Annotated in this window: 22 protein-coding genes and 3 pseudogenes; 9 read left to right on the top strand and 16 right to left on the bottom strand. The window is 45.3% G+C overall.

Annotation, left to right across the window (positions count from 1 at the left end):
• Positions 1–38 precede the first annotated feature (38 nt).
• Complete coding sequence (mnmE, locus tag HH682_RS04380) at positions 39–1,403, top strand: tRNA uridine-5-carboxymethylaminomethyl(34) synthesis GTPase MnmE (RefSeq protein ID WP_214236487.1); 1,365 nt, start codon at positions 39–41, stop codon at positions 1,401–1,403.
• A gap of 35 nt (positions 1,404–1,438) precedes the next feature.
• Here the strand turns inward: mnmE and HH682_RS04375 are convergent, their stop codons facing one another.
• The 8 genes and pseudogenes from HH682_RS04375 to pstS all read right to left on the bottom strand — a co-directional run bounded on the left by HH682_RS04375 (position 1,439) and on the right by pstS (position 8,976).
• Positions 1,439–2,371, bottom strand: coding sequence for an SPFH domain-containing protein (locus tag HH682_RS04375; protein ID WP_214236401.1), 933 nt, complete (start codon positions 2,369–2,371; stop codon positions 1,439–1,441).
• A complete protein-coding gene (locus tag HH682_RS04370; protein WP_214236400.1) occupies positions 2,368–2,823 on the bottom strand; it encodes an NfeD family protein in 456 nt (151 codons plus the stop codon). The genes HH682_RS04375 and HH682_RS04370 overlap by 4 nt, the downstream gene beginning before the upstream one ends.
• A 91-nt stretch (positions 2,824–2,914) precedes the next feature.
• Positions 2,915–4,393: pseudogene (locus HH682_RS16015) on the bottom strand (peptidase domain-containing ABC transporter); the annotation flags it as partial.
• A gap of 57 nt (positions 4,394–4,450) precedes the next feature.
• Positions 4,451–5,167: a phosphate signaling complex protein PhoU gene (gene phoU, locus HH682_RS04360; RefSeq protein ID WP_214236399.1), complete on the bottom strand. Its 717-nt coding sequence runs from the start codon at positions 5,165–5,167 to the stop codon at positions 4,451–4,453.
• 50 nt (positions 5,168–5,217) lie between these two features.
• Complete coding sequence (gene pstB, locus HH682_RS04355; RefSeq protein WP_214236486.1) at positions 5,218–5,991, bottom strand: phosphate ABC transporter ATP-binding protein PstB; 774 nt, start codon at positions 5,989–5,991, stop codon at positions 5,218–5,220.
• A gap of 26 nt (positions 5,992–6,017) precedes the next feature.
• Positions 6,018–6,902, bottom strand: coding sequence for a phosphate ABC transporter permease PstA (gene pstA / locus HH682_RS04350; RefSeq protein ID WP_214236398.1), 885 nt, complete (start codon positions 6,900–6,902; stop codon positions 6,018–6,020).
• Positions 6,899–7,861, bottom strand: a complete 963-nt coding sequence (gene pstC / locus HH682_RS04345; RefSeq protein ID WP_214236397.1) for a phosphate ABC transporter permease PstC — start codon at positions 7,859–7,861, stop codon at positions 6,899–6,901. Before pstC ends, pstA begins: the two co-directional genes overlap by 4 nt.
• 71 nt (positions 7,862–7,932) lie before the next feature.
• Positions 7,933–8,976 (bottom strand): phosphate ABC transporter substrate-binding protein PstS, encoded by a 1,044-nt coding sequence (gene pstS, locus HH682_RS04340; RefSeq protein ID WP_214236396.1) that lies wholly within the window; start codon positions 8,974–8,976, stop codon positions 7,933–7,935.
• A 661-nt stretch (positions 8,977–9,637) separates the two neighbouring features.
• Between pstS and HH682_RS04335 the strand changes: the two genes are divergently transcribed.
• Complete coding sequence (locus HH682_RS04335) at positions 9,638–10,330, top strand: hypothetical protein (protein ID WP_214236395.1); 693 nt, start codon at positions 9,638–9,640, stop codon at positions 10,328–10,330.
• On the top strand, positions 10,330–10,749 hold the full coding sequence (locus tag HH682_RS04330) for a hypothetical protein (RefSeq protein WP_214236394.1): 420 nt from the start codon (positions 10,330–10,332) through the stop codon (positions 10,747–10,749). Before HH682_RS04335 ends, HH682_RS04330 begins: the two co-directional genes overlap by 1 nt.
• 214 nt (positions 10,750–10,963) lie before the next feature.
• Here the strand turns inward: HH682_RS04330 and HH682_RS15735 are convergent, their stop codons facing one another.
• Together HH682_RS15735 and HH682_RS15730 are read right to left on the bottom strand one after the other, a co-directional pair.
• Positions 10,964–11,194 carry a tail fiber assembly protein gene (locus tag HH682_RS15735; RefSeq protein WP_420826181.1) on the bottom strand — a complete coding sequence of 77 codons (231 nt, stop codon included), beginning with the start codon at positions 11,192–11,194 and terminating at the stop codon, positions 10,964–10,966.
• A pseudogene (locus HH682_RS15730) lies at positions 11,186–11,372 on the bottom strand (phage tail protein); the annotation flags it as partial. The gene HH682_RS15735 and the pseudogene HH682_RS15730, both read right to left, overlap by 9 nt.
• 12 nt (positions 11,373–11,384) lie before the next feature.
• Between HH682_RS15730 and HH682_RS04315 the strand changes: the two are divergent.
• A pseudogene (locus tag HH682_RS04315) lies at positions 11,385–11,738 on the top strand (tyrosine-type recombinase/integrase); the annotation flags it as partial.
• Between the two features lie 213 nt (positions 11,739–11,951).
• Here the strand turns inward: HH682_RS04315 and cpxP are convergent.
• Entirely contained in the window at positions 11,952–12,416 is a 465-nt protein-coding gene (gene cpxP / locus HH682_RS04310; protein ID WP_214236392.1) for a cell-envelope stress modulator CpxP, read from the bottom strand.
• A 151-nt stretch (positions 12,417–12,567) separates the two neighbouring features.
• Between cpxP and cpxR the strand changes: the two genes are divergently transcribed.
• The 3 genes from cpxR to trmL are packed head-to-tail and all read left to right on the top strand — an operon-like array spanning position 12,568 to position 15,148.
• On the top strand, positions 12,568–13,266 hold the full coding sequence (gene cpxR / locus HH682_RS04305) for an envelope stress response regulator transcription factor CpxR (RefSeq protein WP_214236391.1): 699 nt from the start codon (positions 12,568–12,570) through the stop codon (positions 13,264–13,266).
• A complete protein-coding gene (gene cpxA, locus HH682_RS04300; protein WP_214236390.1) occupies positions 13,263–14,639 on the top strand; it encodes an envelope stress sensor histidine kinase CpxA in 1,377 nt (458 codons plus the stop codon). Before cpxR ends, cpxA begins: the two co-directional genes overlap by 4 nt.
• A gap of 35 nt (positions 14,640–14,674) precedes the next feature.
• Entirely contained in the window at positions 14,675–15,148 is a 474-nt protein-coding gene (trmL, locus tag HH682_RS04295) for a tRNA (uridine(34)/cytosine(34)/5-carboxymethylaminomethyluridine(34)-2'-O)-methyltransferase TrmL (protein WP_214236389.1), read from the top strand.
• A gap of 21 nt (positions 15,149–15,169) precedes the next feature.
• On the opposite strand, the gene cysE is transcribed toward trmL, so the two are convergent.
• From cysE to HH682_RS04270, 5 genes are all read right to left on the bottom strand, one after another.
• The gene (gene cysE, locus HH682_RS04290) at positions 15,170–15,988 is read right to left on the bottom strand and encodes a serine O-acetyltransferase (protein WP_214236388.1); all 819 of its coding nucleotides are present in this window, start codon (positions 15,986–15,988) and stop codon (positions 15,170–15,172) included.
• A gap of 62 nt (positions 15,989–16,050) precedes the next feature.
• Positions 16,051–17,061, bottom strand: a complete 1,011-nt coding sequence (gene gpsA, locus HH682_RS04285; protein WP_214236387.1) for an NAD(P)H-dependent glycerol-3-phosphate dehydrogenase — start codon at positions 17,059–17,061, stop codon at positions 16,051–16,053.
• Positions 17,062–17,066: 5 nt separating this feature from the next.
• On the bottom strand, positions 17,067–17,528 hold the full coding sequence (gene secB, locus HH682_RS04280) for a protein-export chaperone SecB (RefSeq protein ID WP_214236386.1): 462 nt from the start codon (positions 17,526–17,528) through the stop codon (positions 17,067–17,069).
• A gap of 36 nt (positions 17,529–17,564) precedes the next feature.
• The gene (gene grxC, locus HH682_RS04275) at positions 17,565–17,819 is read right to left on the bottom strand and encodes a glutaredoxin 3 (protein WP_092677310.1); all 255 of its coding nucleotides are present in this window, start codon (positions 17,817–17,819) and stop codon (positions 17,565–17,567) included.
• Between the two features lie 17 nt (positions 17,820–17,836).
• Complete coding sequence (locus HH682_RS04270) at positions 17,837–18,268, bottom strand: rhodanese-like domain-containing protein (protein WP_214236385.1); 432 nt, start codon at positions 18,266–18,268, stop codon at positions 17,837–17,839.
• Positions 18,269–18,506: 238 nt separating this feature from the next.
• Between HH682_RS04270 and envC the strand changes: the two genes are divergently transcribed.
• Complete coding sequence (gene envC, locus HH682_RS04265; RefSeq protein WP_214236384.1) at positions 18,507–19,808, top strand: murein hydrolase activator EnvC; 1,302 nt, start codon at positions 18,507–18,509, stop codon at positions 19,806–19,808.
• A gap of 10 nt (positions 19,809–19,818) precedes the next feature.
• Positions 19,819–20,691, top strand: a complete 873-nt coding sequence (locus HH682_RS04260) for a divergent polysaccharide deacetylase family protein (protein ID WP_250318558.1) — start codon at positions 19,819–19,821, stop codon at positions 20,689–20,691.
• The last annotated feature ends 41 nt before the right edge of the window (positions 20,692–20,732 follow it).

The raw sequence follows: 20,732 nt of genomic DNA, 5'->3' as shown, positions 1-20,732 counted from the left end.
TCATTATGACCGCCTTTTTTATTGCTAGAGAGAATAACATGAGCCACAACGATACGATCGTCGCCCAAGCAACCCCTCCCGGCCGTGGTGGTGTTGGGATATTGAGAATATCAGGCCCAGCAGCAGCTGACGTTGCACAGGGTTTATTAGGGAAATTGCCTAAACCTCGGACCGCAGAATATCTTGCTTTTAAAGATGCAGAGGGCGCAGTGCTTGATCAAGGCATCGCCTTATGGTTTCCGAATCCCCACTCCTTTACCGGCGAGGATGTGTTGGAGCTTCAAGGCCATGGCGGACCGGTTATTCTCGACCTACTGCTTAAACGTATTATTGCCATCGCCGCGGTACGTATTGCAAAACCTGGTGAGTTCTCAGAGCGCGCATTTCTTAATGATAAACTCGATTTAGCCCAAGCAGAGGCTATCGCTGATCTTATCGATGCAAGTTCGGAGCAAGCAGCCCGCTCTGCAGTTAACTCCTTACAAGGTGCTTTCTCAGCCCGCGTCAATCATCTTGTGGAAGCACTTACTCACCTACGAATTTATGTCGAAGCGGCGATTGATTTTCCCGATGAAGAGATCGATTTTCTCTCTGATGGAAAAATTGAAGCGCAGCTTAATACCGTAATCGGCGACTTAGATGCCGTCCGCCAGGAGGCACGTCAGGGCAGTTTACTGCGTGAAGGAATGAAGGTTGTTATTGCTGGTCGCCCCAATGCAGGAAAATCAAGCTTACTGAATGCACTGGCTGGCAGGGAAGCTGCGATCGTTACCGATATAGCAGGGACAACGCGCGATGTTTTACGTGAACATATTCATATTGATGGAATGCCATTACATATTATCGATACCGCAGGCTTACGCGAAGCCAGTGATGAAGTAGAACGTATTGGTATTGAACGCGCATGGCAAGAGATTAATCAAGCTGATTGCGTCTTATTTATGGTGGACAGTACTACCACCAAAGCAACTGATGCGGCAGAGATTTGGCCTGATTTTATCGCTCGTCTCCCGACTTCTATCCCTGTGATTGTCGTAAGAAATAAAGCTGATATCACCGGTGAAGTAGCCGGTCTTTTTGAAGAAAAGGGTAACCTTCTTATTCGTCTTTCGGCACGGGAAGGTACGGGGATTGATTCATTACGAGAACATCTTAAAAAGAGCATGGGCTTTTCAGGGAATACTGAAGGTGGATTTATTGCAAGAAGACGGCATTTGGAAGCTTTAGAGTTAGCGGGCACTCACCTACTACAAGGTAAATCCCAACTACTGGATGCCCGTGCCGGAGAGCTTTTAGCAGAAGAACTTCGTGTCGCGCAAAGCGCGTTGAGCGAAATTACCGGTGAATTTACTTCCGATGATCTGCTGGGAAGGATTTTTTCCAGTTTTTGTATTGGGAAATAGTGACAGATGGGCACAGTACTCCTGTGCCCACGGTATTAGTGAGTTTTCGTTTCTTGGCTAATACCCATCAATACGCCTGCATTCAGTAAGCCACCGACTGATTGCGCAAGATCAGCAGGAATAGCAACGACTTTGCTGTTATCGCTTGCCGCTAATTTCGATAATGACATTACATAGTTATTCGCCAGCTGGAAGGTCATTGCCTTCTCTCCACCCTCTTCGGCTAGGGCTTGTGAAAGCTGTGAGGTGGCTTTACGCTGACCCGCGGCTAACGTCTCTAACGCCTCTGCCTCTCTTCTTGACGACTCTAATTTCGCTTCAGCATCTAAGATCATCGCTTGCTTTTTCCCTTCAGCTTCACGAATAGCCGCATTCTTATTACCTTCCGCTCGGGTTTCCGTCGCCTTACGCTCACGTTCGGCAGCCGCTTGTTGCTCCATCGACTTACGCATTGACTCCGAAGGGGTAATATCTTGGATATCCACTGCTTTAAGAATGAGTCCCCAATCACTCATCTGCTCTTCCATATTAGCGCGCAGAGTAATCGCTAATTGGTCCCGATTGGATAAGGTATCATCAAGGTTCATCCCACCCACCGCATTACGAATAGTGGTCATCACTAAGTTCTGTACAGCTGCGCTATAGCTGTCGACACCATAAGCCGCTTTGGCTGGGTCTGCGATACGGATAAAACAAATGGCATTTACCCCTACTGTTGCATTATCACGAGTAATACCTTCAATACCTTTCACTTCAAACATCTGATCTTTAGCTGACATGCGATAGGCCACCGCATCAATAAAAGGGATCAGAATATTAAGGCCTGGATTTAGCGTGGTATGGTATTTCCCCAAACGTTCAACAATCCACTGATCAGCTTGAGGAACAATTCGAACACATTTTAAAAAGGTCACTATTACCAGTACAACAAGCAACATAGCGACAATAATTCCTGGTGTAATGATCATTTGACTCCCTCTTTTAATAAGGAACTGGCTTGTACTTTCACGACATCGTTTTCGGTTATTGCAATGGTAGTGACACGGGTTTGCCTTGCCAAAGTGTGATCGCTACAACACACCCACTCTTGCTTTCCCTGTATTGGCCGACTGAGGAGTAACGTCCCAAGTTGGCCTGGTTGTAAGGCCTCTGCAAGGATACCTTCACTACCAATGAGAGCACTCTCAACGTGAACAACAGGTTTACTTCTAATCCATTTTACCCAGATAAAGGCACAACTTAACGAAGATAACGCCCAAATTAATAATTGCATTACCACAGAGAGATGAGGACAAAGATAGGAGATTATTGCAGGTACTAAGGCTGCAATTGCCATCCATAGCCCGAAGAAGGTCACGGTACAAAATTCAATTATCGCAAATATTGCTGCAACACCGAGCCATATCCAATAGAAGCCCATCGACAAGTCCTTATAAATGATAATTTATCGAATCATACCTTTTATTCCAATAGACAGGCGAACACCCATACAAAATTTACATTCAACCTACCTAGATTTGCGGGCTTAAATCAATCACGCGATCTGCAGAAGCAATAGTCAAAGGTCGGTGAGCAATAAAGATCCGAGTAATATTTAGTGAACGAATAGCAGCATTCACTGCAGCTTGATTCTCTAAATCTACATGACTCGTCGCTTCATCTAAAAAGAGGATCGCTGGTCTTCGGTATAGAGCACGTGCAATCAGTAAGCGTTGTTTTTGTCCGCCAGATAAGCTGCCGACCAGTTCACTGACTAAGGTTTCAGATCCCATCGAAATCCCGTAATATTTTCAGCGATGGATCCAGCAAATAATTTATCTTCTTGTAATACACAAGTAATGACTGCTCTAAAGTTATTCAGGCCCACTTGTTGAATATTTAGTCCATTGAAGCGGATCTATCCGGTATCAATAAGCCACACATCAACTTCATCAAGGTAGTTTTAACTATTCCGGACGGCCCCACAATAGCGACACTTTCCCCGAGCTTAATAGTAAATGAACGATCGGAAAGTACCGGTGGGGTTAATTTATCGTACTGGTAAGACAAATCGTCAACCTCAAATCTTGCAGCCTGAGTGTCTTCACATAATCGTTGTGAACTCTGATGAGATTCAGGTTCTTGATAAACAATATCAGCCACCCTTTCATTGTGCAGGCTAAGCATTCTCAGTTGTAACAGCATATCGACGATCGCCGACGCGCGATCAGAAAATTGACCACGGTAAGCATTAAAAGCCACGAACATTCCCAATGTCATATGGTCATCGATTACCATTAATGCCCCCAACCAAAGGATCAATATCTGATCAAAGAGTTAACACCACCGAATAACATACCTAAACGTGTCATTCGAATAACGGTATTGGTGGTTTCAATAATGAGATTAAGCCAATAACGTGAACGGGTTTTATTCAAACCTAAGACTTTCAGCGTAGCGATACACTACAAGGTTTCCATAAAGTGTGAACTTGCACGAGCATCTTTTACTATTTGTTTTTCCTGAGCTTGACGGTAACGATGATAAGTCGCCAGCCGTAAGGCAACATAGAGCAGAGTAAATCCTAGGATAACGAAGTATAACCCTCCACCATACATAAACATCATTACTAAAACACTTATTACCATCAGTAAATCTATCGTTCCAGAAACGACGCTTGAGGTCAGCGTTTCACGTATGATCGCAAGAGGACCAAAACGAGACTGGATATCCCCTAACTTACGTTTCTTAAAATAACTCAGTGGTAAACGTAGAAGATGATCCATCAGCCCCGTCTTCCATTGGATATCTATTAACGACTGCATGACCAGTGTTGTCCAACTCCGCAACATACTAATAAACGTCCGGAATAAGATAAACGTCACGAATCCTAGACAGATCAACGTTAAAAGCTCCTGATCCTTAGCAATAATGACATGATCCATAACCAATTGCGTTCCAATAGGAATCGCAATGTTCACAGCTTCAACGAGGATCGTTAGGGAAAATATTAATAAAAATCAGTCTAGACCTTTTATCTACACTGAATTTTATATTCTCGGTTTATTTTAATTATTTTTTGTAAGGAATTTTTCTAACTTATCACCATCAAGATGACGAATATCTTGCCCTTTAACAAAGTAAAAAATAATTTCACAAATATTTTGGCAACGATCGCCTATTCGCTCAATCGAGCGAGCACAGAATAAGGCGGTTAACACATTAGGAATAGTTCGAGGATCCTCCATCATATAGGTCATTAGCTGACGTATGATCCCTTCGTACTCTTGATCCAGCTTCTTATCCGCTCGATAAATATCAATCGCGGCCTCTAGATCCATACGAGCGAAGGCATCCAGTACCTCATGCAACATCTCAACGGAGTGCTGCCCAAAAGACTCCAAACTAATTAATAACGGTTGATGCTGTTGGCTAAACTTCTCTAAGGCTGTACGGCTGATTTTTTCAGCCACATCTCCAATACGTTCAAGTTCAGAAATCGTTTTGGTAATGGCCATAACCAGACGTAAATCACTGGCTGTGGGTTGCCTTTTCGCGATAATTTTAACGCAGTGTTCATCGATCTCCACTTCCATGCGATTCACTTTTTGGTCGTCGGCAATCACTCGACGTGCTAACTCACTGTCCATGTTATGTAATGCGGTAATCGCATCGGTGAGCTGTTGTTCAACCAACCCGCCCATAATCATCACTTGAGTTCGGATGTGCTCAAGTTCGGCATTGAACTGGGCCGAAATATGTTTATTAAGATTCAAAGTATCCATATCACTCTCCACGCACTGAAATAGATTAATTAAGGTTTACGCTCTCGATATCAGCCATAGCGCCCAGTAATATAATCTTCAGTTTGTTTTTTAGCTGGTGTTGTAAACAGCGTATCAGTATCACTAAACTCGACCAACTCGCCCAAATACATAAACGCAGTATGATCGGAGCAACGCGCGGCTTGTTGCATATTATGCGTGACGATAACCAAGGTATAATCTTGTTTTAATTCGGTTATCAGTTCTTCAATCCTACCGGTTGAGATAGGATCCAGCGCTGAACAAGGCTCATCAAGTAACAGAATTTCTGGTCTAATAGCAATACCTCTTGCAATACAGAGGCGTTGCTGCTGCCCGCCAGAAAGGCTGTATCCACTTTGATGAAGTTTATCTTTAGTTTCTGTCCATAACGCGGCCTTAGTTAATGCCCACTGCACACGTTCATCCATTTCTGAGCGAGAGAGCTTTTCAAACAAGCGTACGCCGAAAGCAATGTTATCGTAAATCGACATAGGAAACGGCGTAGGTTTCTGGAAAACCATTCCGATTTTCGCCCGTAATAAAGCAATATCTTGCGAAGATTGTAAGATATTTTCGCCATCAAGCAGGATTTCACCCTCTGCTCGCTGCTCGGGGTAGAGCTGAAACATTTTATTAAAGGTTCTTAAGAGTGTCGATTTCCCACACCCTGAAGGCCCAATAAAGGAGGTCACTTGATTACGGGCAATCTCTAAATTGATATTTTTGAGTGCATGGAATTTTCCATAGTAAAAATTTAAATCACGCACTTCTAATTTACTTGGTGCAAGGTTCACTTTCGCCATAGTCATAATTATCTCTCTTTCACTTATTACTTACGCTTGACGAAAATCATGCGTGCTAAAATATTGAGGACGAGTACACATAAGGTAATGACCAGTACCCCCGCCCAAGCAAGGCTTTGCCATTGTGCGAAAGGACTCATGGCAAATTTAAAAATAGTGACCGGTAAGTTTGCCAACGGCTGGCTCATATCGTTACTCCAAAACTGATTCGATAATGCGGTGAAAAGCAGCGGAGCCGTTTCTCCAGCAATACGGGCAATAGCCAGTAATACACCGGTCATAATGCCGGAAAGCGAGGCTTTTAATGTGATGGATAAAATCATCCGCCACTTTGGTGTCCCCAGTGCATAAGCTGCTTCACGCAGACTATCGGGAACCAGTTTAATCATATTTTCTGTCGTACGAATCACGATCGGGATTTGTAATAGTGCTAGAGCTAATACTCCCGCCCAACCTGAAAAGTGCTGCATACGGCTTACCACGAGGGTATAGACGAATAAACCGATCACTATCGAGGGAGCTGAAAGTAAAATATCGTTAATAAAACGAATCACTTCAGCTAACCATGTTTTTCGCCCATATTCAGCCAGGTAAATACCTGCCAAGATCCCTAAGGGGGTTCCCAACACCGTTGACCATAAAATCAATAAACCACTGCCCGCTAATGCGTTTGCCAGTCCACCACCATCCGTATTTGGCGGCGGGGTATCTTGCGTGAAGAGATCCCACGACAGTCCATCAATACCTTTACTGACAGTAGTCCATAAAATCCACAGCAACCAAAATAAGCCAAAAGCCATGGTTAAAAGCGATAACGTTAATGCAATGTAGTTTTTAACTCGACGTCTTGACTGACGCTTTGTACGTTCGGCAATTTCGTGAGCGGTATAACTCGGTAAGTAATCACTCATCCGCGTGCCCCTTCTTTTTTAGTAAGGCGCATAACCATAAAGCGCGAAATCGCTAACACGATAAATGTGATGACGAAGAGAATTAAGCCAAGCTCCATCAATGCAGAAATATGTAGGCCAGATCCCGCCTCAGCAAATTCATTTGCCAAAGCAGAGGTGATGCTATTACCTGGCATATAGAGTGATGCGCTATCGAGCTGATAAGTATTACCAATAATAAAGGTAACGGCCATCGTTTCGCCTAATGCACGGCCAAGGCCTAACATCACACCACCGATAACTCCATTCTTAGTAAAAGGTAAGACAATCCGCCAAATCACTTCCCAAGTAGTACACCCAATACCATAAGCAGACTCTTTCATCATAACGGGTGTCTGTTCAAATACATCACGCATCACAGAAGCAATGTAAGGGATGATCATGACGGCTAAAATAATACCGGCCGCTAATAGCCCAATACCAAATGCTGGTCCAGAAAATAAGCTCCCTAAGATAGGAATACTTGAGAGTAAGTCGCCGACTGGCGTTTGGAAATATTCTGCAAATAACGGCGCGAACACAAATAATCCCCACATGCCATAGACAATACTGGGAATCGCTGCCAGTAGCTCAATGGCCGTACCGAGTGGTCGTCTTAACCATGTAGGTGAAAGTTCAGTAAGAAACAACGCAATCCCAAAGCTGACCGGCACGGCAATGAGTAATGCTATCGCTGAGGTGACTAACGTGCCGTAGATGGGGACTAATGCACCAAATTGCTCGTTCGGTGCATCCCAAGTTTTGGTCCATAAAAATGAAAAACCAAACTGATGGATGCTGGGCCATGATGAAATAATCAAGGAAAGAATTATACCACCTAGCATAAGGAGGACAATTAAGGCGGCGACTTTCACTAGCAGGCTAAATATCACATCGCCGTATTTACTGGGAGCCTTAAAGGACGACCGGTGTTGTGCCATAACATTCTCAAGTAGATAGATGACAGGGCAGCAAGCTGCCCTGAAAATGAATAAGTGTAGCGTGACGAGAATTAAGGATAAATTGCCTTTCCTGCCTCAGTCGTAATATTCTTTTTCCATGCATCACGCACTAACGTTACCACCGATTCAGGCAGTGCTGCGTAATCCAAGCTATTAGCGGTTTTCGAACCTTGTTGGTAACCATAATCAAAAAACTGCAAGATAGCTTTAGCTTTATCAGCGTTCGCTGGTTTTTTGTAAACCAAAACGTAAGTGGTTGATGAAATTGGCCAAGCATTATCTCCTGCTTGATAGGTTAGATCTTGTGCAAAACTTTGCTGCCAATTCGCACCTTTCGCTGCATCGCTGAACGATTGCTCGTTCGGGCTAATCGCTTTTCCTGCAGCATCGACTAATTTGGTATAGGTAAGGTTATTTTGTTTAGCATAAGCATACTCAACATAACCAATAGAGCCGGGCAAACGTTGTACAAAGGCTGCCACACCATCATTACCTTTGCCCCCCAGACCGATTGGCCAATTAACGGTATTCCCTTTACCAATCTTGCTATTCCACTCTTGGTTAACTTTTGCTAAGTAACTAGTGAACACAAAAGAGGTACCTGAGCCGTCTGCACGACGAACGACGTTAATATTCGTCGCGGGCAGTTTTAAGTCTGGGTTTAATGCTGCAATCTCAGGATCGTTCCAGCGAGTGATTTTACCTAAGTAAATATCACCTGTTGTTTTACCATCTAAAATCAGTTGACCCGATTTAATACCTGGTAGGTTGACGCCGAGTACTACACCACCAATAACAGTTGGAAATTGAAAAAGGCCATTTTTCTCTAAGTCGGCAGCGCTCATTGGTGCATCAGACGCGCCAAAATCGACGGTTTTTGCGATTATCTGTTTAACCCCTCCCGATGAGCCAATTCCTTGGTAGTTCACTTTACTACCATTAGCCTTATAGTAATCGGCCGCCCAACGAGAATACACTGGTGCAGGGAAAGTACCACCAGCGCCAGTAAGGTCTGTCGCGGCAAAAGCCGAAAAGGTAGTCAGTGCTAGGGTCACTGCTGTGAGGTGAGTTGCCATCTTACGCTTTAATTTCATACTCTCTCCAAAAGACCGATTCAATTACAACCTAAGGTGTGTTGCCGCTACATTAGGCCCATTGAATGACACGTAGATGTCACTTTTATGACAGAAATATTACAGTCATCTTTTATGAGAGTATTGAGGGGTAATTTCGAATATATATCGTAATGAATAGGATATCGGTTCAGAATACATATATTAGAGGGAGTAATTCTCCACAATAAGAGTACTCCACGAAGGCTAAAATCGAGAGACCACATTAACTGGATAAAAAAAACCCCGCATCATGCGGGGGAAGACAGGGATGGTGAAGAAATCCAGTCTGTAACACAATGGAATATAAAGGATTTATTATAATCTTCGTCTACATGTTGACTACACTTCGATCACAAGGCTGGGCTTAACGCTCAGCTCATCCCTTACTTTGGTATAAAAACTAACGTCTAGCCAAACTCTTGTCATCTATCCTGATGGACGACTTCTCTGATAACCTTTTTTTTAAAGGAGTAACAAGCTATAGGAGTATTGGCGACCTGCTTTCAGGGCTGAAGAATAAAGCAACCACTGCCTATAATTCTGCCCGTAATACGCTGTCAGGTCCTTTATGACGACAGGTTGCCATTACAAGGTGAGTGGTATTTAATACTTTCAGGATATCACTACACAGGATTTAGTAATGGTAGCTTTTAATCAGATGGACCTGAACGAGCCAGGTCAGTACTACAATTTCAGAACGGTACTGCCGCAAGGCGAATATTTTGCAATCACACCATATCATCAGCTTCCACGTAACGCCCAACCCATAGTTGAAGATCAAACAGGTATTTGCATTGGCTACTCTGTGGCTCAGGCCCCTGGTCTGTGGCAAATTTATGATGCTGATGGACGATTCGCTATGTTGGAAGAGGCACCTATAGAAACGCCTCTGATTGATCCTACTGATATAGCTTTATTTCTGTTTGGTGCTTTTCGGCTATTTCGCACTGGAGTTTCGCTGTTTGAAGCTGCGACCAGTAACCGGATAAAGGCTGCATTGAGCGGAGCGACACTCAATGTGCTGAGGGGGCGTTTGAAATCAGGACTGTCAGCAGTAAACCTGAAGTTCACCCGAACAACAGCCGCACGCATGGCTGATCCTGGTAGGTATATCCCCGTTCATATTATCGAAAAAGCGATCAGGTTTGGAAGGCGGAGGCCTGATCCAGACAAGGTAGCCGGGCAATTCGAATACCTAATCGGTATGACTCGGCTGACCAAAAAAACAGTAGGAAACGCGATCGTTTATTCGCCAAATAAATATACTCTGCACGTCATCGTAAGAGAACGTGACTGGACCATCATGCATTTTCATATAAAGGCGATCCAATAATGTTTGAGATTATGAACGAAAGCGCCCTATTTCGCCTTTCTTTCATCGAAAGGCTGGAAGAACCTGAAGATCGTCGACTGGATTTAATTATATGCTGGCTGGAAATCGAGGAATCTTGCATAAAATTACAATGCCAGTGTGAGTTAACGCTGTTTGATCTTAAAAACCTCCGGGATATGCTTGAGCGTTTTCACGAAAATATCGAGCAGAATATCGAAACGCCTCCAGAATCATTCGTACCAAGAATAGAGACATTTACATGTGAAGTGCGGCAGGTGGAAGGCGCTGATTTTATCGGCTTTAACTTCACAGCCAGCCCGCATGAAGATGAAGGTTGGATGCTCAAAGGCGGGATAGCGATAGACCAGTCCTATTTCCCTGGACTCATTCGTGGCATTGAGTCCATCTTGTCTAACTAATCGTAACTTGTAATAGACTCAGCAAAACATAAAAAATCAATCACCACCTCCCTAGGAGGTGGTTTAGGGGTGACAACTAAAGCGGGCAAATGCCCGCTTTATCTTCCGTAACACACAGCTATAACTGATAGTGCTGCAGCAGCGTTAAGCATGACCGTACTCAATACACATACCCAGCATGGTTAAAATCAGCCATACGAGCCGGCATATAAACTTATTCCGGCTTATACGGCAAGGTGATATCCGGCGCGGTTGCTATATTTACGCGACTCAGTAACACCCGGTATCTGCGCCATTCGGTATAACGCTTTGATTCCTCATCTGTCGCGATGTCTAAATCTACCCCATCCTGAATTGGTGCCATCACAGCGTTAGCCGCCGTGTTCAATGCGGACTTTTCAACCTCTGCTGCGGCAATTAACTCCTCCGGTGTTGGTTCGCCGATATAACATCCCGCCCCGGCTTCGATATAGCCCTGCGACTGAAGAGAAAGAGACAGGCCAGTCAGGTGGCGGCTTGGCGTCGTCAATGAGGCGCTCAATCTCAAGATAGGTTTCATCCGTAATCCCCTGCTCCTGAATACCGATTTCAAGCTTGAATGTTCCCGGCTCTTCGCCGCTCTGCTAAATCACCAGCGTGCGAAATTCCTTAAGACCAAAAACGGGAAAAAACGCACCGTTCCGATATCGGAAGAACTGGAGAAAGAAATTAAGGCCAGCGACACCGGGTCACTGTTCAAAGTTGATTATAAAAACTTCTGCGAACGACTCAAACAGGTTAAGCCCGATTTACCACGCGGGCAGGCCACGCTTGTACTTCGGCATACGTTCGCAAGCTGGTTCATGATGAACGGGGGCAATATTATTGCGCTGCAGCAGATTCTTGGACACGCGAGCATTCAGCAGACGATGGCCTATGCGCACCTTGCGCCTGATTACCTGCAAAACGCAGTAGCGTTAAACCCTCTCGGCGGTGGGCTGGCGGTGTGACAATGTTGTCTACATCTTGTCTACACCCGTAACGCTATATCCTTCTTGTAGCTGCTTATGCCTGTTGCAAGGAGGATTGATTTATAAGGGATTTTTTCTAAGTTCCTGATAAAAAAAACCCCGCATCATGCGGGGGAAGACAGGGATGGTGTCTATGGCAAGGAAAATGGTATGACTTACTACTGGTACTACCATACAGCTAACACAGGGTAATTACTGTAATTCTTTGATATCGCATAATTTATCAATACGATATTCATAATTCTGTTGAACTTTCTTTTTCTGACTTGGCGTTAATAATCCGTAAACTTGGTTACGTACATGGGCCATCTCAACTTGAAATTTTACTTGCTGATCAGCTATTTTTTGCGCTTGGTTACGGACTGCTACCTCATCAAAATCAGGAGATAACGTTAGCTTTTGCATCGCTTTCATATCAGCGATATCCGTGATTGAGTGACGAAAACGGAACTGGTCCGTCAAATCTCGCATTCTTTGCCGCTGCGATTCACTAAGTTCGATACCATCAAACATATGTGATTGGATTCGTTGTGTAAGGCTGTCGTTCACTGTGCAAGGCTGGTTAATCTTGTCTTTAAGTGGTGTTTCTAAGGTTTGGGCATATCCCATAGGAACAATCAATAAAGAGGATATCGCGAGAGCACATAAATGACGCATTTCACTGTTCCTCGTAGCAGTTGTTGTTTGAAGCATTGGGGGGTAGTCTAGGCGAGTTGCTGCAAATATCCGTCAGGGGGTGTAAAACTAAGTAAAGTGATAAACACGTTACTATGGAACAAGGTATTTTTGCTGCCGAAGAGGAGAGAACATGAATAAAATTTTACTCGTTGATGATGACCGTGAACTGACTTCACTGTTAAAAGAACTACTAGAAATGGAAGGTTTTGATGTAACCGTCGCGGGTGATGGCGAGCAAGCATTATCGTTGATGGACAGCAGCATCGATCTCTTACTTTTGGACGTCATGATGCCTAAGAAAAATGGCCTTGATACGCTAAAAGAGCTACGCCAACAACATCAGACGCCGGTCATTATGCTTACGGCTAGGGGTAGCGAACTCGATCGCGTTCTTGGATTAGAGCTTGGGGCCGATGACTACCTACCAAAACCCTTTAACGACCGTGAATTAGTCGCTCGAATTCGAGCCATATTGCGTCGTTCAAATTGGAGTGAGCAGCAACAAGTTCAAGAAAATAATTCCCCTACCCTCAAAGTGGATGAATTGCGTCTGAATCCTGGCCGCCAAGAGGCGAGTTTTGATAATGAGTCGCTGGAATTAACCGGCACCGAATTCACATTACTCTACCTACTAGCGCAACATTTAGGTCAAGTCGTTTCTCGCGAACATCTTAGCCAAGAAGTGCTTGGTAAACGCTTAACGCCTTTTGACCGTGCCATCGATATGCATATCTCCAATCTACGTAGAAAGCTACCTGAACGACGTGATGGGCACCCATGGTTTAAGACTCTCCGAGGCCGTGGCTATTTAATGGTCTCCGCAACATGATTGCCAGTCTGACTACCCGTATATTTGCGATTTTCTGGTTAACGTTGGCCCTTGTGCTAATGCTCGTCCTTATGGTTCCCAAACTCGACTCACGACAAATGACCTCTTTACTCCCGAGCGAATATCGTGAGGGGACAATGGTTGAGCAGCATATTGAGGCAGAGTTACGACAAGATCCCCCCAATGACCTCATGTGGTGGCGACGTCTTTATCGAGCAATCGATAAGTGGGCTCCTCCTGGTCAGCACCTACTCCTGGTCACGTCTGAGGGGCGAGTCATTGGTGCACGCCATAATGAAATGCAAATTATTCGGAATTTTATCGGGCAGTCAGACAATGCCGATCACCCTCAAAAGAAAAAATATGGTCGGCAAGAGATGGCTGGCCCTTTCTCTATCGAGGATGGGGAAGATAATTATCAGTTGTATATGATCCGTCCAGCCAGTAGTTCACAGCTCGATTTCGTTAACTTACTGTTTGATCGGCCTTGGTTGCTCCTACTTGTTACCATGTTAATCAGCACTCCTTTACTGCTATGGTTAGCGTGGAGTCTCGCAAAACCTGCGCGTAAGCTCAAATATGCTGCCGATGAAGTCGCTAGTGGTAACCTTCGTCAGCATCCAGAACTTGAATCTGGCCCACAAGAGTTTTTAGCGGCCGGTGCGAGCTTTAATCAGATGGTGAGCGCACTTGAGCGTCTCATTAAAGGGCAACATCGTTTACTGTCAGATATCAGCCATGAGTTACGTACTCCTCTAACACGATTACAACTCTCTACGGCATTGTTGCGCCGTCGCGCTGGGGAAAGTAAAGAATTAGAGCGTATTGAAATTGAAGCACAGCGCTTAGATGGAATGATCAATGATCTCCTCGACCTTTCGCGTACTCAGCATAAAAATGCCTTAGTTAGCGAAGTTTTACGTGCCAATCACTTATGGAAAGACGTGATTGAAGATGCACGCTTTGAAGCTGAACAAATGGGTAAGAAGATGGACATTCCTTACCCGCCAGGAGCCTGGCCTTTGTATGGTAATCCACACGCTTTAGAAAGTGCTGTCGAGAATATCATCCGCAATGCGCTGCGCTACTCTCACTCAGCAATCAGTATCAGTTTTTCTGTCGATAGAACGGGGATAACCTTACACGTTGATGATGATGGGCCAGGGGTTGATCCGCAAGATCGTGAACAAATATTCCGTCCCTTCTACCGAACGGATGAAGCCCGTGACCGTGCTTCCGGGGGAACTGGTCTTGGCTTGGCAATCGTCGACACGATTATTCAACAGCACCACGGGCATGTTAAAGCAGAAGACAGTCCGCTGGGTGGCTTACGATTAACTATCTGGCTGCCGTTGTACTCAGCGAAACAATAATTTGCTATGCTGCGGCTCTCGAAAAGGGAGCCGCCATGATTAATATTGTTTTATTCGAACCAGAAATCCCACCCAATACAGGGAATATCATTCGCCTCTGTGCGAATACAGGGTTTTCCTTGCACATTATCGAACCTTTAGGCTTTGCTTGGGACGATAAGCGTTTGCGCCGTGCAGGATTGGATTACCACGAATTTACTGCCGTAAAAAAACATGCTAATTACGACGCTTTTCTCGCCACTGAACAGCCCGCGAGACTTTTTGCACTGACGACCAAAGGTACTCCGGCTCATAGTGCGGTAAATTGGCAAGCGGGTGACTATCTTATGTTTGGACCCGAAAGCCGTGGTTTGCCAGCAGCCATTCTTGATAGCTTACCGCCCCAGCAGAAGATCCGTATTCCCATGGTAGAGAATAGTCGCAGTATGAATCTCTCAAACTCAGTAGCGGTCGTCGTGTTCGAAGCATGGCGCCAACTGGACTACTCTGGCGCGTTGTTAAAAGAATAAGCGCAAAGGAAATAATGAGCGTTATATTCCATCGCCATATTCAAATCCCATCGCGCCAGTAAAATGTTGATCCATTTCCATTGAGGGTTTTTGACTGCTCGGGCGGCCTACAATTCTTGCGGGGATTCCGGCCACGGTGGTATGCGGTGGGACAGCCATCAGTACCACCGACCCTGCCCCAATTTTTGCCCCTTCGCCAATTTCAATGTTACCTAAAACCTTCGCTCCTGCACCAATCAATACCCCCTCACGAATTTTAGGGTGACGGTCGCCAGAAGTTTTACCTGTCCCCCCTAAAGTGACAGACTGAAGTATTGAAACATCGTCACTGACCACTGCCGTTTCACCAATCACAATGCCGGTGGCATGGTCGAGCATTATGCCACAACCAATTTTTGCAGCCGGATGAATATCAACGCCAAAAGAGACGGATATCTCATTCTGTAAATAGACGGCTAGCGAACGCCTGCCTTGACGCCATAACCAATGACCAATCCGGTAGGCCTGAAGCGCGTGGAATCCTTTGAGATAGAGTAAAGGAGTTGAGTATTTATCAACAGCCGGATCACGCTGACTCACCGCCGTAATGTCGCGTACAGCAGACATAATCATCCCTGGATCTTGGCGGTAAGCTTCTTCGACAATATCGCGAATAGCAATGGCAGGCATATTGGCATTAGCGAGCTTATTCGCCAACATGTAGCTTAACGCACTGCCCAGATTATCGTGCTTTAATAGCGTGGCGTGGAAAAAGCTCGCAAGCATGGGTTCGCCGGACGCCAACTCACGCGCTTCAGCTAGAATAGCTTCCCAAATTTGCTCAAGCTCTTCCGAAGACATGACATGCTCCTGATAAAAAACGCCCAAACGGGCGTAATAATAAGAAAATGGAGTAAAATGAATTACTGACGTATTTCGTCTTTACGTTCCCGTCCCAGCAAGGCAATGGCAGCATCACTAGTGGGTTTTCCACAATAGAGCACTTGATATATTTGCTCAACGATAGGCATTTCTACACCAACACTCGCCGCCAGTAGGTAGACCTCTTTAGTATTGCGGTAGCCTTCTACAACCTGACTAATCGTTTCTTGCGCTTTTTTAACCGACGTACCTTGGCCTAAAAGCATTCCAAATCGACGGTTACGAGATTGGTTATCCGTGCAGGTTAATACTAGATCGCCTAAACCCGCCATGCCAGTGAAGGTATCGGCTTGCGCACCTAAAGCCAACCCTAAACGAGACATTTCAGCTAAGCCGCGAGTAATCAATGCCGTCCGAGCATTTGCGCCAAACCCCATGCCATCAGATATACCTGCGCCGATTGCAATGACGTTTTTCACAGCGCCACCTAATTGTACTCCGGTCATATCACTATTACTGTAGACACGGAAACTTTTACCGCAATGAAGTTTAGTCTGTAAGTCCGTCGCAAATTGCGCGTTCTTAGACGCTAAAGCAATCGCTGTAGGCATTCCTGCAGCGAGTTCCTTCGCAAAGGTTGGCCCAGAAATCACGGCGAGGGGAATATCAGGTCCCAAAATTTCTCTCGCAACGACTTCAAGTAAACGCCCCGTCTCAACCTCTAATCCTTTCGTTGCCCAAACGATGCGTGTGTCAGGGAGTAACATCGGTGCTAATTGCTTTAATACCTCACCAAAAACATGGCTTGGCACGACAATTAACAGATCACGGCTTAGCGCGACGGCTTCGTCAAGTCGAGAAGTTAATGCGAGATTATCAGGGAAGGGGACGTCGGAAAGGAACTCCGCATTACAACGTTGTTCACTCAATCGGGCGATATGTTGTGGGTTATGCCCCCATAACATGACAGGATAACCATTACGGGCCAAGGTTATCGCTAGAGCGGTGCCGTATGAACCGGCACCGATAACGCTTACGCTTGCTTCACGCATCGTGATTAAGCATCCTGCGCGGCTTCACCACCTTCTTGCTGCTGAAGGTAGTTCATGAAAAGCGCGTCAAAGTTGACTGGCGCTAAGTTCAATTGTGGGAAAGTTCCACGTGATACCAGTGCCGAGATACATTCACGTGCATAAGGGAACAGGATGTTAGGGCAGTAAGCACCTAAGCAATGAGCCATTTGAGAGCCTTCGATTCCTGCAATCGTGAAAATACCGCCTTGCTGAACTTCACATAGGAAGGCAGTTTCTTCGTCAACAGTTGCTGTCACGGTCACACGAAGTACCACTTCATAGATCCCTTCCGACAGTTGGGTCGATGCAGTATCGAGATCCAACTTCACATCAGGTACCCACTCTTTTTGGAAAATTTGTGGAGCATTAGGGGCTTCAAAAGAAATATCTTTTGTATAAACGCGCTGGATCTGGAAAGTCATTTCACTTGGGTTCTGTTCAGACATGGTACTCAATCCTTTCAAACAAAATAGCGCCTATCGTTAGGCATTCAGTAATGGGTCTAATTGTGCACGCTGTTCCAATGCAAACAAATCATCGCACCCCCCAACATGGAGCTGATCGATGAAAATTTGCGGCACCGTCGTACGCTGACTACGATCTATCATTTCTGCCCGTTTTTCGCTGTCATTATCGATAGCAATTTCGTGGTATTTCACACCTTTTTGATCCAACAGCGCTTTTGCACGATGGCAAAAAGGGCAGGTTTGTTTAGTGTAGATATCAATGGATGCCATAAAAGCCTCTTTAGAATCTATTTGCCACGGACTAATGGGAGGTTTTCACCGCTCCAACCACTAATACCCTCTTTTAATACAGATACTTTTTCGAAACCTGCTGCATTGAGTTGAGCAGCAGCATCACCTGCACTCTGTCCCGTTGCGCAAACAACGATAATAGGTTGAGATTTGTACTTTTCTAGCTCAGTGAAATTGCCTTTCTTAATTTCATCGCTGCTCACTTGTAGTGCGCCAGAGATATGACCACGACGGAAATCATCGCGCCCACGCACATCAACTACCACAGCATTTTCTTTGTTAATGAGATGGGTGGCTTCTCCGCGTCCAATCAATTTAACTTTAGAAAATAGGCCTTTAAAAGTAGTGAAAATCACTAATACCAGTAAAACCACCCAAGCAAGGCTTAAGATAAGGTGATTGTGTACGAATTCCATAATTTCTTGCATAAGAAAAACAACTCCGAGAACGATCCAATATAAATATATCCGCGCAGCAACAATACACTGCGTAGTCGGGACAACACGGCAAAATGGGAATTATCTACTGTAATAACCGTAGAAGCCCCCTTCCACACTGCCGAATTCTTACCTATTATCTGATTATGCCATTATTATAGGCTGTACACTATAAAACCCGAGCGTTACTCTGGTAACCTGTGAAACATCATGGAATAATCTCAGCCTTATGACGGAAAAAAAGCGTTTCACTCTATCTTTTTCAGCTCGGCATAATACGATGTTGTCTACACAATTTCGCCTTTTACCGCTGACGTCCAGCCTGCTCCTCTGTGCGGGCTTGCTGACCTTACCTATTTTTAGCCATGCTGACGATAATCAATCGGCGCTCCGCTCAATTCAACAAGATATTGCGGCCAAAGAGCGCAGTGTTCAAGCACAAAAACAGCAACGTGACGAATTATTGGGTAAATTAAAGAGCCAAGAGAAACTTATTGCTCAAGCCAGTCGGCAATTACGTGAGACGCAACTCAATTTAAATAGCATTAATAGCGATATTCAAGAATTGACTGACTCTATTCAGGAGCTCATTCGTTCGCAAGCTCACGAGGAAAATGTTCTCGCCGCTCAGCTTGATGCCGCTTTCCGTCAGGGACAACACAGCGGCTTAGAACTCCTTCTCAGTGGTGAAGATGGCCAACGTAGTGACCGGATGCTGACTTACTTCCGTTATTTAAATACTGCACGGCAAGAAAATATCGAGTCACTGAAACAGACCCGTGCTGACCTAGCAGATAAAAAGTCGCAGTTAGAAATTCGCCAACAGCAGCAGCAAGCGCTATTTGCCCAACAAAAAGCGCAGCAGGACCAATTGCAATCAGCCCAGAGTGCACGGCAAAAAACCCTACAACAGCTGAACGCATCGTTACAAAGAGACCAAGCCGATCTCGCTGAAATGCGTCAAAACGAAAACCGTTTACAAAACCAAATCGCCCGAGCTGCGCAAGAAGCCAAAGCTCGAGCTGCCCGTGAAGTACGGGCAGCGGAACAAGTCAAACAGCGCCAAGCACAAGCACAAGCCAAAGGCTCCACCTACCGCCCTACCGAAGGTGAAAAAGAGCTAATTGCCCGAACTGGGGGCTTAGGCCGAGCCAATGGGCAATATCCTTGGCCAATCCATGGACGCCTAATTCATCGCTTCGGTGATACTTTACAAGGTGAATTACGTTGGAAAGGGTTAGTCATTGGTGCATCTGAAGGGACTGATGTCCGTGCGATTGCTGATGGTCGAGTCTTAATGGCAGATTGGTTACAAGGTTATGGCTTGGTCGTTGTGATAGAACATGGTAAAGGTGATATGAGTCTTTATGGTTATAATCAGAGCGCGTTGGTGAACGTTGGCCAACAAGTGAGAGCCGGACAACCTATCGCGCTAGTAGGTAGCAGCGGCGGACAAGGAGCCCCCGCGCTCTACTTTGAAATTCGACGCCAAGGACAAGCGGTTAACCCCTTAAGCTGGTTAGGAAAATAATGTGCGAAAATTGTTTAACTCTCTTATTACTTTTGGTTTTCTGGCGTTCGCCTGTTCTACCTATGCCGGACAATTAGCCCTTGTCATCGATGATTTCGGTTATCGGCCAACTGAAGAACATAAAGTTATCGCTCTTCCTAATACTATCTCTATTGCAGTATTACCTGATGCCCCGCATTCCCGCTCAATGGCCACCCTCGCCCATCAGGCTGGCCATGAAGTTCTGATTCATCTACCTATGGCACCGATGAGCAAACAGCCCCTTGAAGTTAATACGTTAACACCGGAAATGAGCCTCAGTCAGGTGCAAAGTATTATTGAGCATGCCATCCGCCAAGTCCCTTATGCCGTGGGCTTGAATAACCACATGGGCAGCCGGATGACATCCAGCTTACCTGCGATGCAAAAAGTAATGAGCGTTCTCAATCATCATCAACTCTATTTTCTAGATAGCGTCACTATTGGCAATACGCAAGCAGTGAATGCTGCACGGGGAACATCGGTTAACGTCCTGAAGAGAAACGTCTTCTTAGATGATACACAGAACGAAGCGGATATTCGCTACCAATTTCAACGTGCGATTAAGTTGGCACAGCGTAATGGTTCTGCTATCGCCATTGGCCACCCTCACCCCACAACGGTAAAAGTTTTACAGCAACTCCTCCCTACCTTGCCAGCAGATATTAAATTGGTGAAATTGAGTCAGTTACTCAATCACTCAGCGGCCACTACGGCGACACACTCGTCGCCAAAACCTATATTAACCGCACACTGCCCACGCACTCGGCCTTTACGCCCACTGAAGCCTGCAAAGGGCGCTATGATGATTTATACGTCAGTGCGTGACAGCCAATTTATAAACAATATCAAAGCCCTATTCTAATTTATGCCGCCAATTTGGCGGCGTACTGCCATCCTCCAGTT

It is taken from the genome of Rosenbergiella gaditana, from assembly GCF_018494065.1.
In the GTDB taxonomy this organism is placed as follows: domain Bacteria; phylum Pseudomonadota; class Gammaproteobacteria; order Enterobacterales; family Enterobacteriaceae; genus Rosenbergiella; species Rosenbergiella gaditana.
The sequence above is the reverse complement of the archived record's forward strand: the minus strand, read 5'-3'. Positions and strand labels throughout refer to the sequence as shown.

Excerpts from the sequence above, each read along its gene's own strand:
- mnmE (WP_214236487.1), top strand. The coding sequence starts at position 39 with ATGAGCCACAACGATACGATCGTCGCCCAAGCAACCCCTCCCGGCCGT.
- HH682_RS04375 (WP_214236401.1), bottom strand. The coding sequence starts at position 2,371 with ATGATCATTACACCAGGAATTATTGTCGCTATGTTGCTTGTTGTACTG.
- HH682_RS04370 (WP_214236400.1), bottom strand. The coding sequence starts at position 2,823 with ATGGGCTTCTATTGGATATGGCTCGGTGTTGCAGCAATATTTGCGATA.
- phoU (WP_214236399.1), bottom strand. The coding sequence starts at position 5,167 with ATGGATACTTTGAATCTTAATAAACATATTTCGGCCCAGTTCAATGCC.
- pstB (WP_214236486.1), bottom strand. The coding sequence starts at position 5,991 with ATGGCGAAAGTGAACCTTGCACCAAGTAAATTAGAAGTGCGTGATTTA.
- pstA (WP_214236398.1), bottom strand. The coding sequence starts at position 6,902 with ATGAGTGATTACTTACCGAGTTATACCGCTCACGAAATTGCCGAACGT.
- pstC (WP_214236397.1), bottom strand. The coding sequence starts at position 7,861 with ATGGCACAACACCGGTCGTCCTTTAAGGCTCCCAGTAAATACGGCGAT.
- pstS (WP_214236396.1), bottom strand. The coding sequence starts at position 8,976 with ATGAAATTAAAGCGTAAGATGGCAACTCACCTCACAGCAGTGACCCTA.
- HH682_RS04335 (WP_214236395.1), top strand. The coding sequence starts at position 9,638 with ATGGTAGCTTTTAATCAGATGGACCTGAACGAGCCAGGTCAGTACTAC.
- HH682_RS04330 (WP_214236394.1), top strand. The coding sequence starts at position 10,330 with ATGTTTGAGATTATGAACGAAAGCGCCCTATTTCGCCTTTCTTTCATC.
- cpxP (WP_214236392.1), bottom strand. The coding sequence starts at position 12,416 with ATGCGTCATTTATGTGCTCTCGCGATATCCTCTTTATTGATTGTTCCT.
- cpxR (WP_214236391.1), top strand. The coding sequence starts at position 12,568 with ATGAATAAAATTTTACTCGTTGATGATGACCGTGAACTGACTTCACTG.
- cpxA (WP_214236390.1), top strand. The coding sequence starts at position 13,263 with ATGATTGCCAGTCTGACTACCCGTATATTTGCGATTTTCTGGTTAACG.
- trmL (WP_214236389.1), top strand. The coding sequence starts at position 14,675 with ATGATTAATATTGTTTTATTCGAACCAGAAATCCCACCCAATACAGGG.
- cysE (WP_214236388.1), bottom strand. The coding sequence starts at position 15,988 with ATGTCTTCGGAAGAGCTTGAGCAAATTTGGGAAGCTATTCTAGCTGAA.
- gpsA (WP_214236387.1), bottom strand. The coding sequence starts at position 17,061 with ATGCGTGAAGCAAGCGTAAGCGTTATCGGTGCCGGTTCATACGGCACC.
- secB (WP_214236386.1), bottom strand. The coding sequence starts at position 17,528 with ATGTCTGAACAGAACCCAAGTGAAATGACTTTCCAGATCCAGCGCGTT.
- grxC (WP_092677310.1), bottom strand. The coding sequence starts at position 17,819 with ATGGCATCCATTGATATCTACACTAAACAAACCTGCCCTTTTTGCCAT.
- HH682_RS04270 (WP_214236385.1), bottom strand. The coding sequence starts at position 18,268 with ATGCAAGAAATTATGGAATTCGTACACAATCACCTTATCTTAAGCCTT.
- envC (WP_214236384.1), top strand. The coding sequence starts at position 18,507 with ATGACGGAAAAAAAGCGTTTCACTCTATCTTTTTCAGCTCGGCATAAT.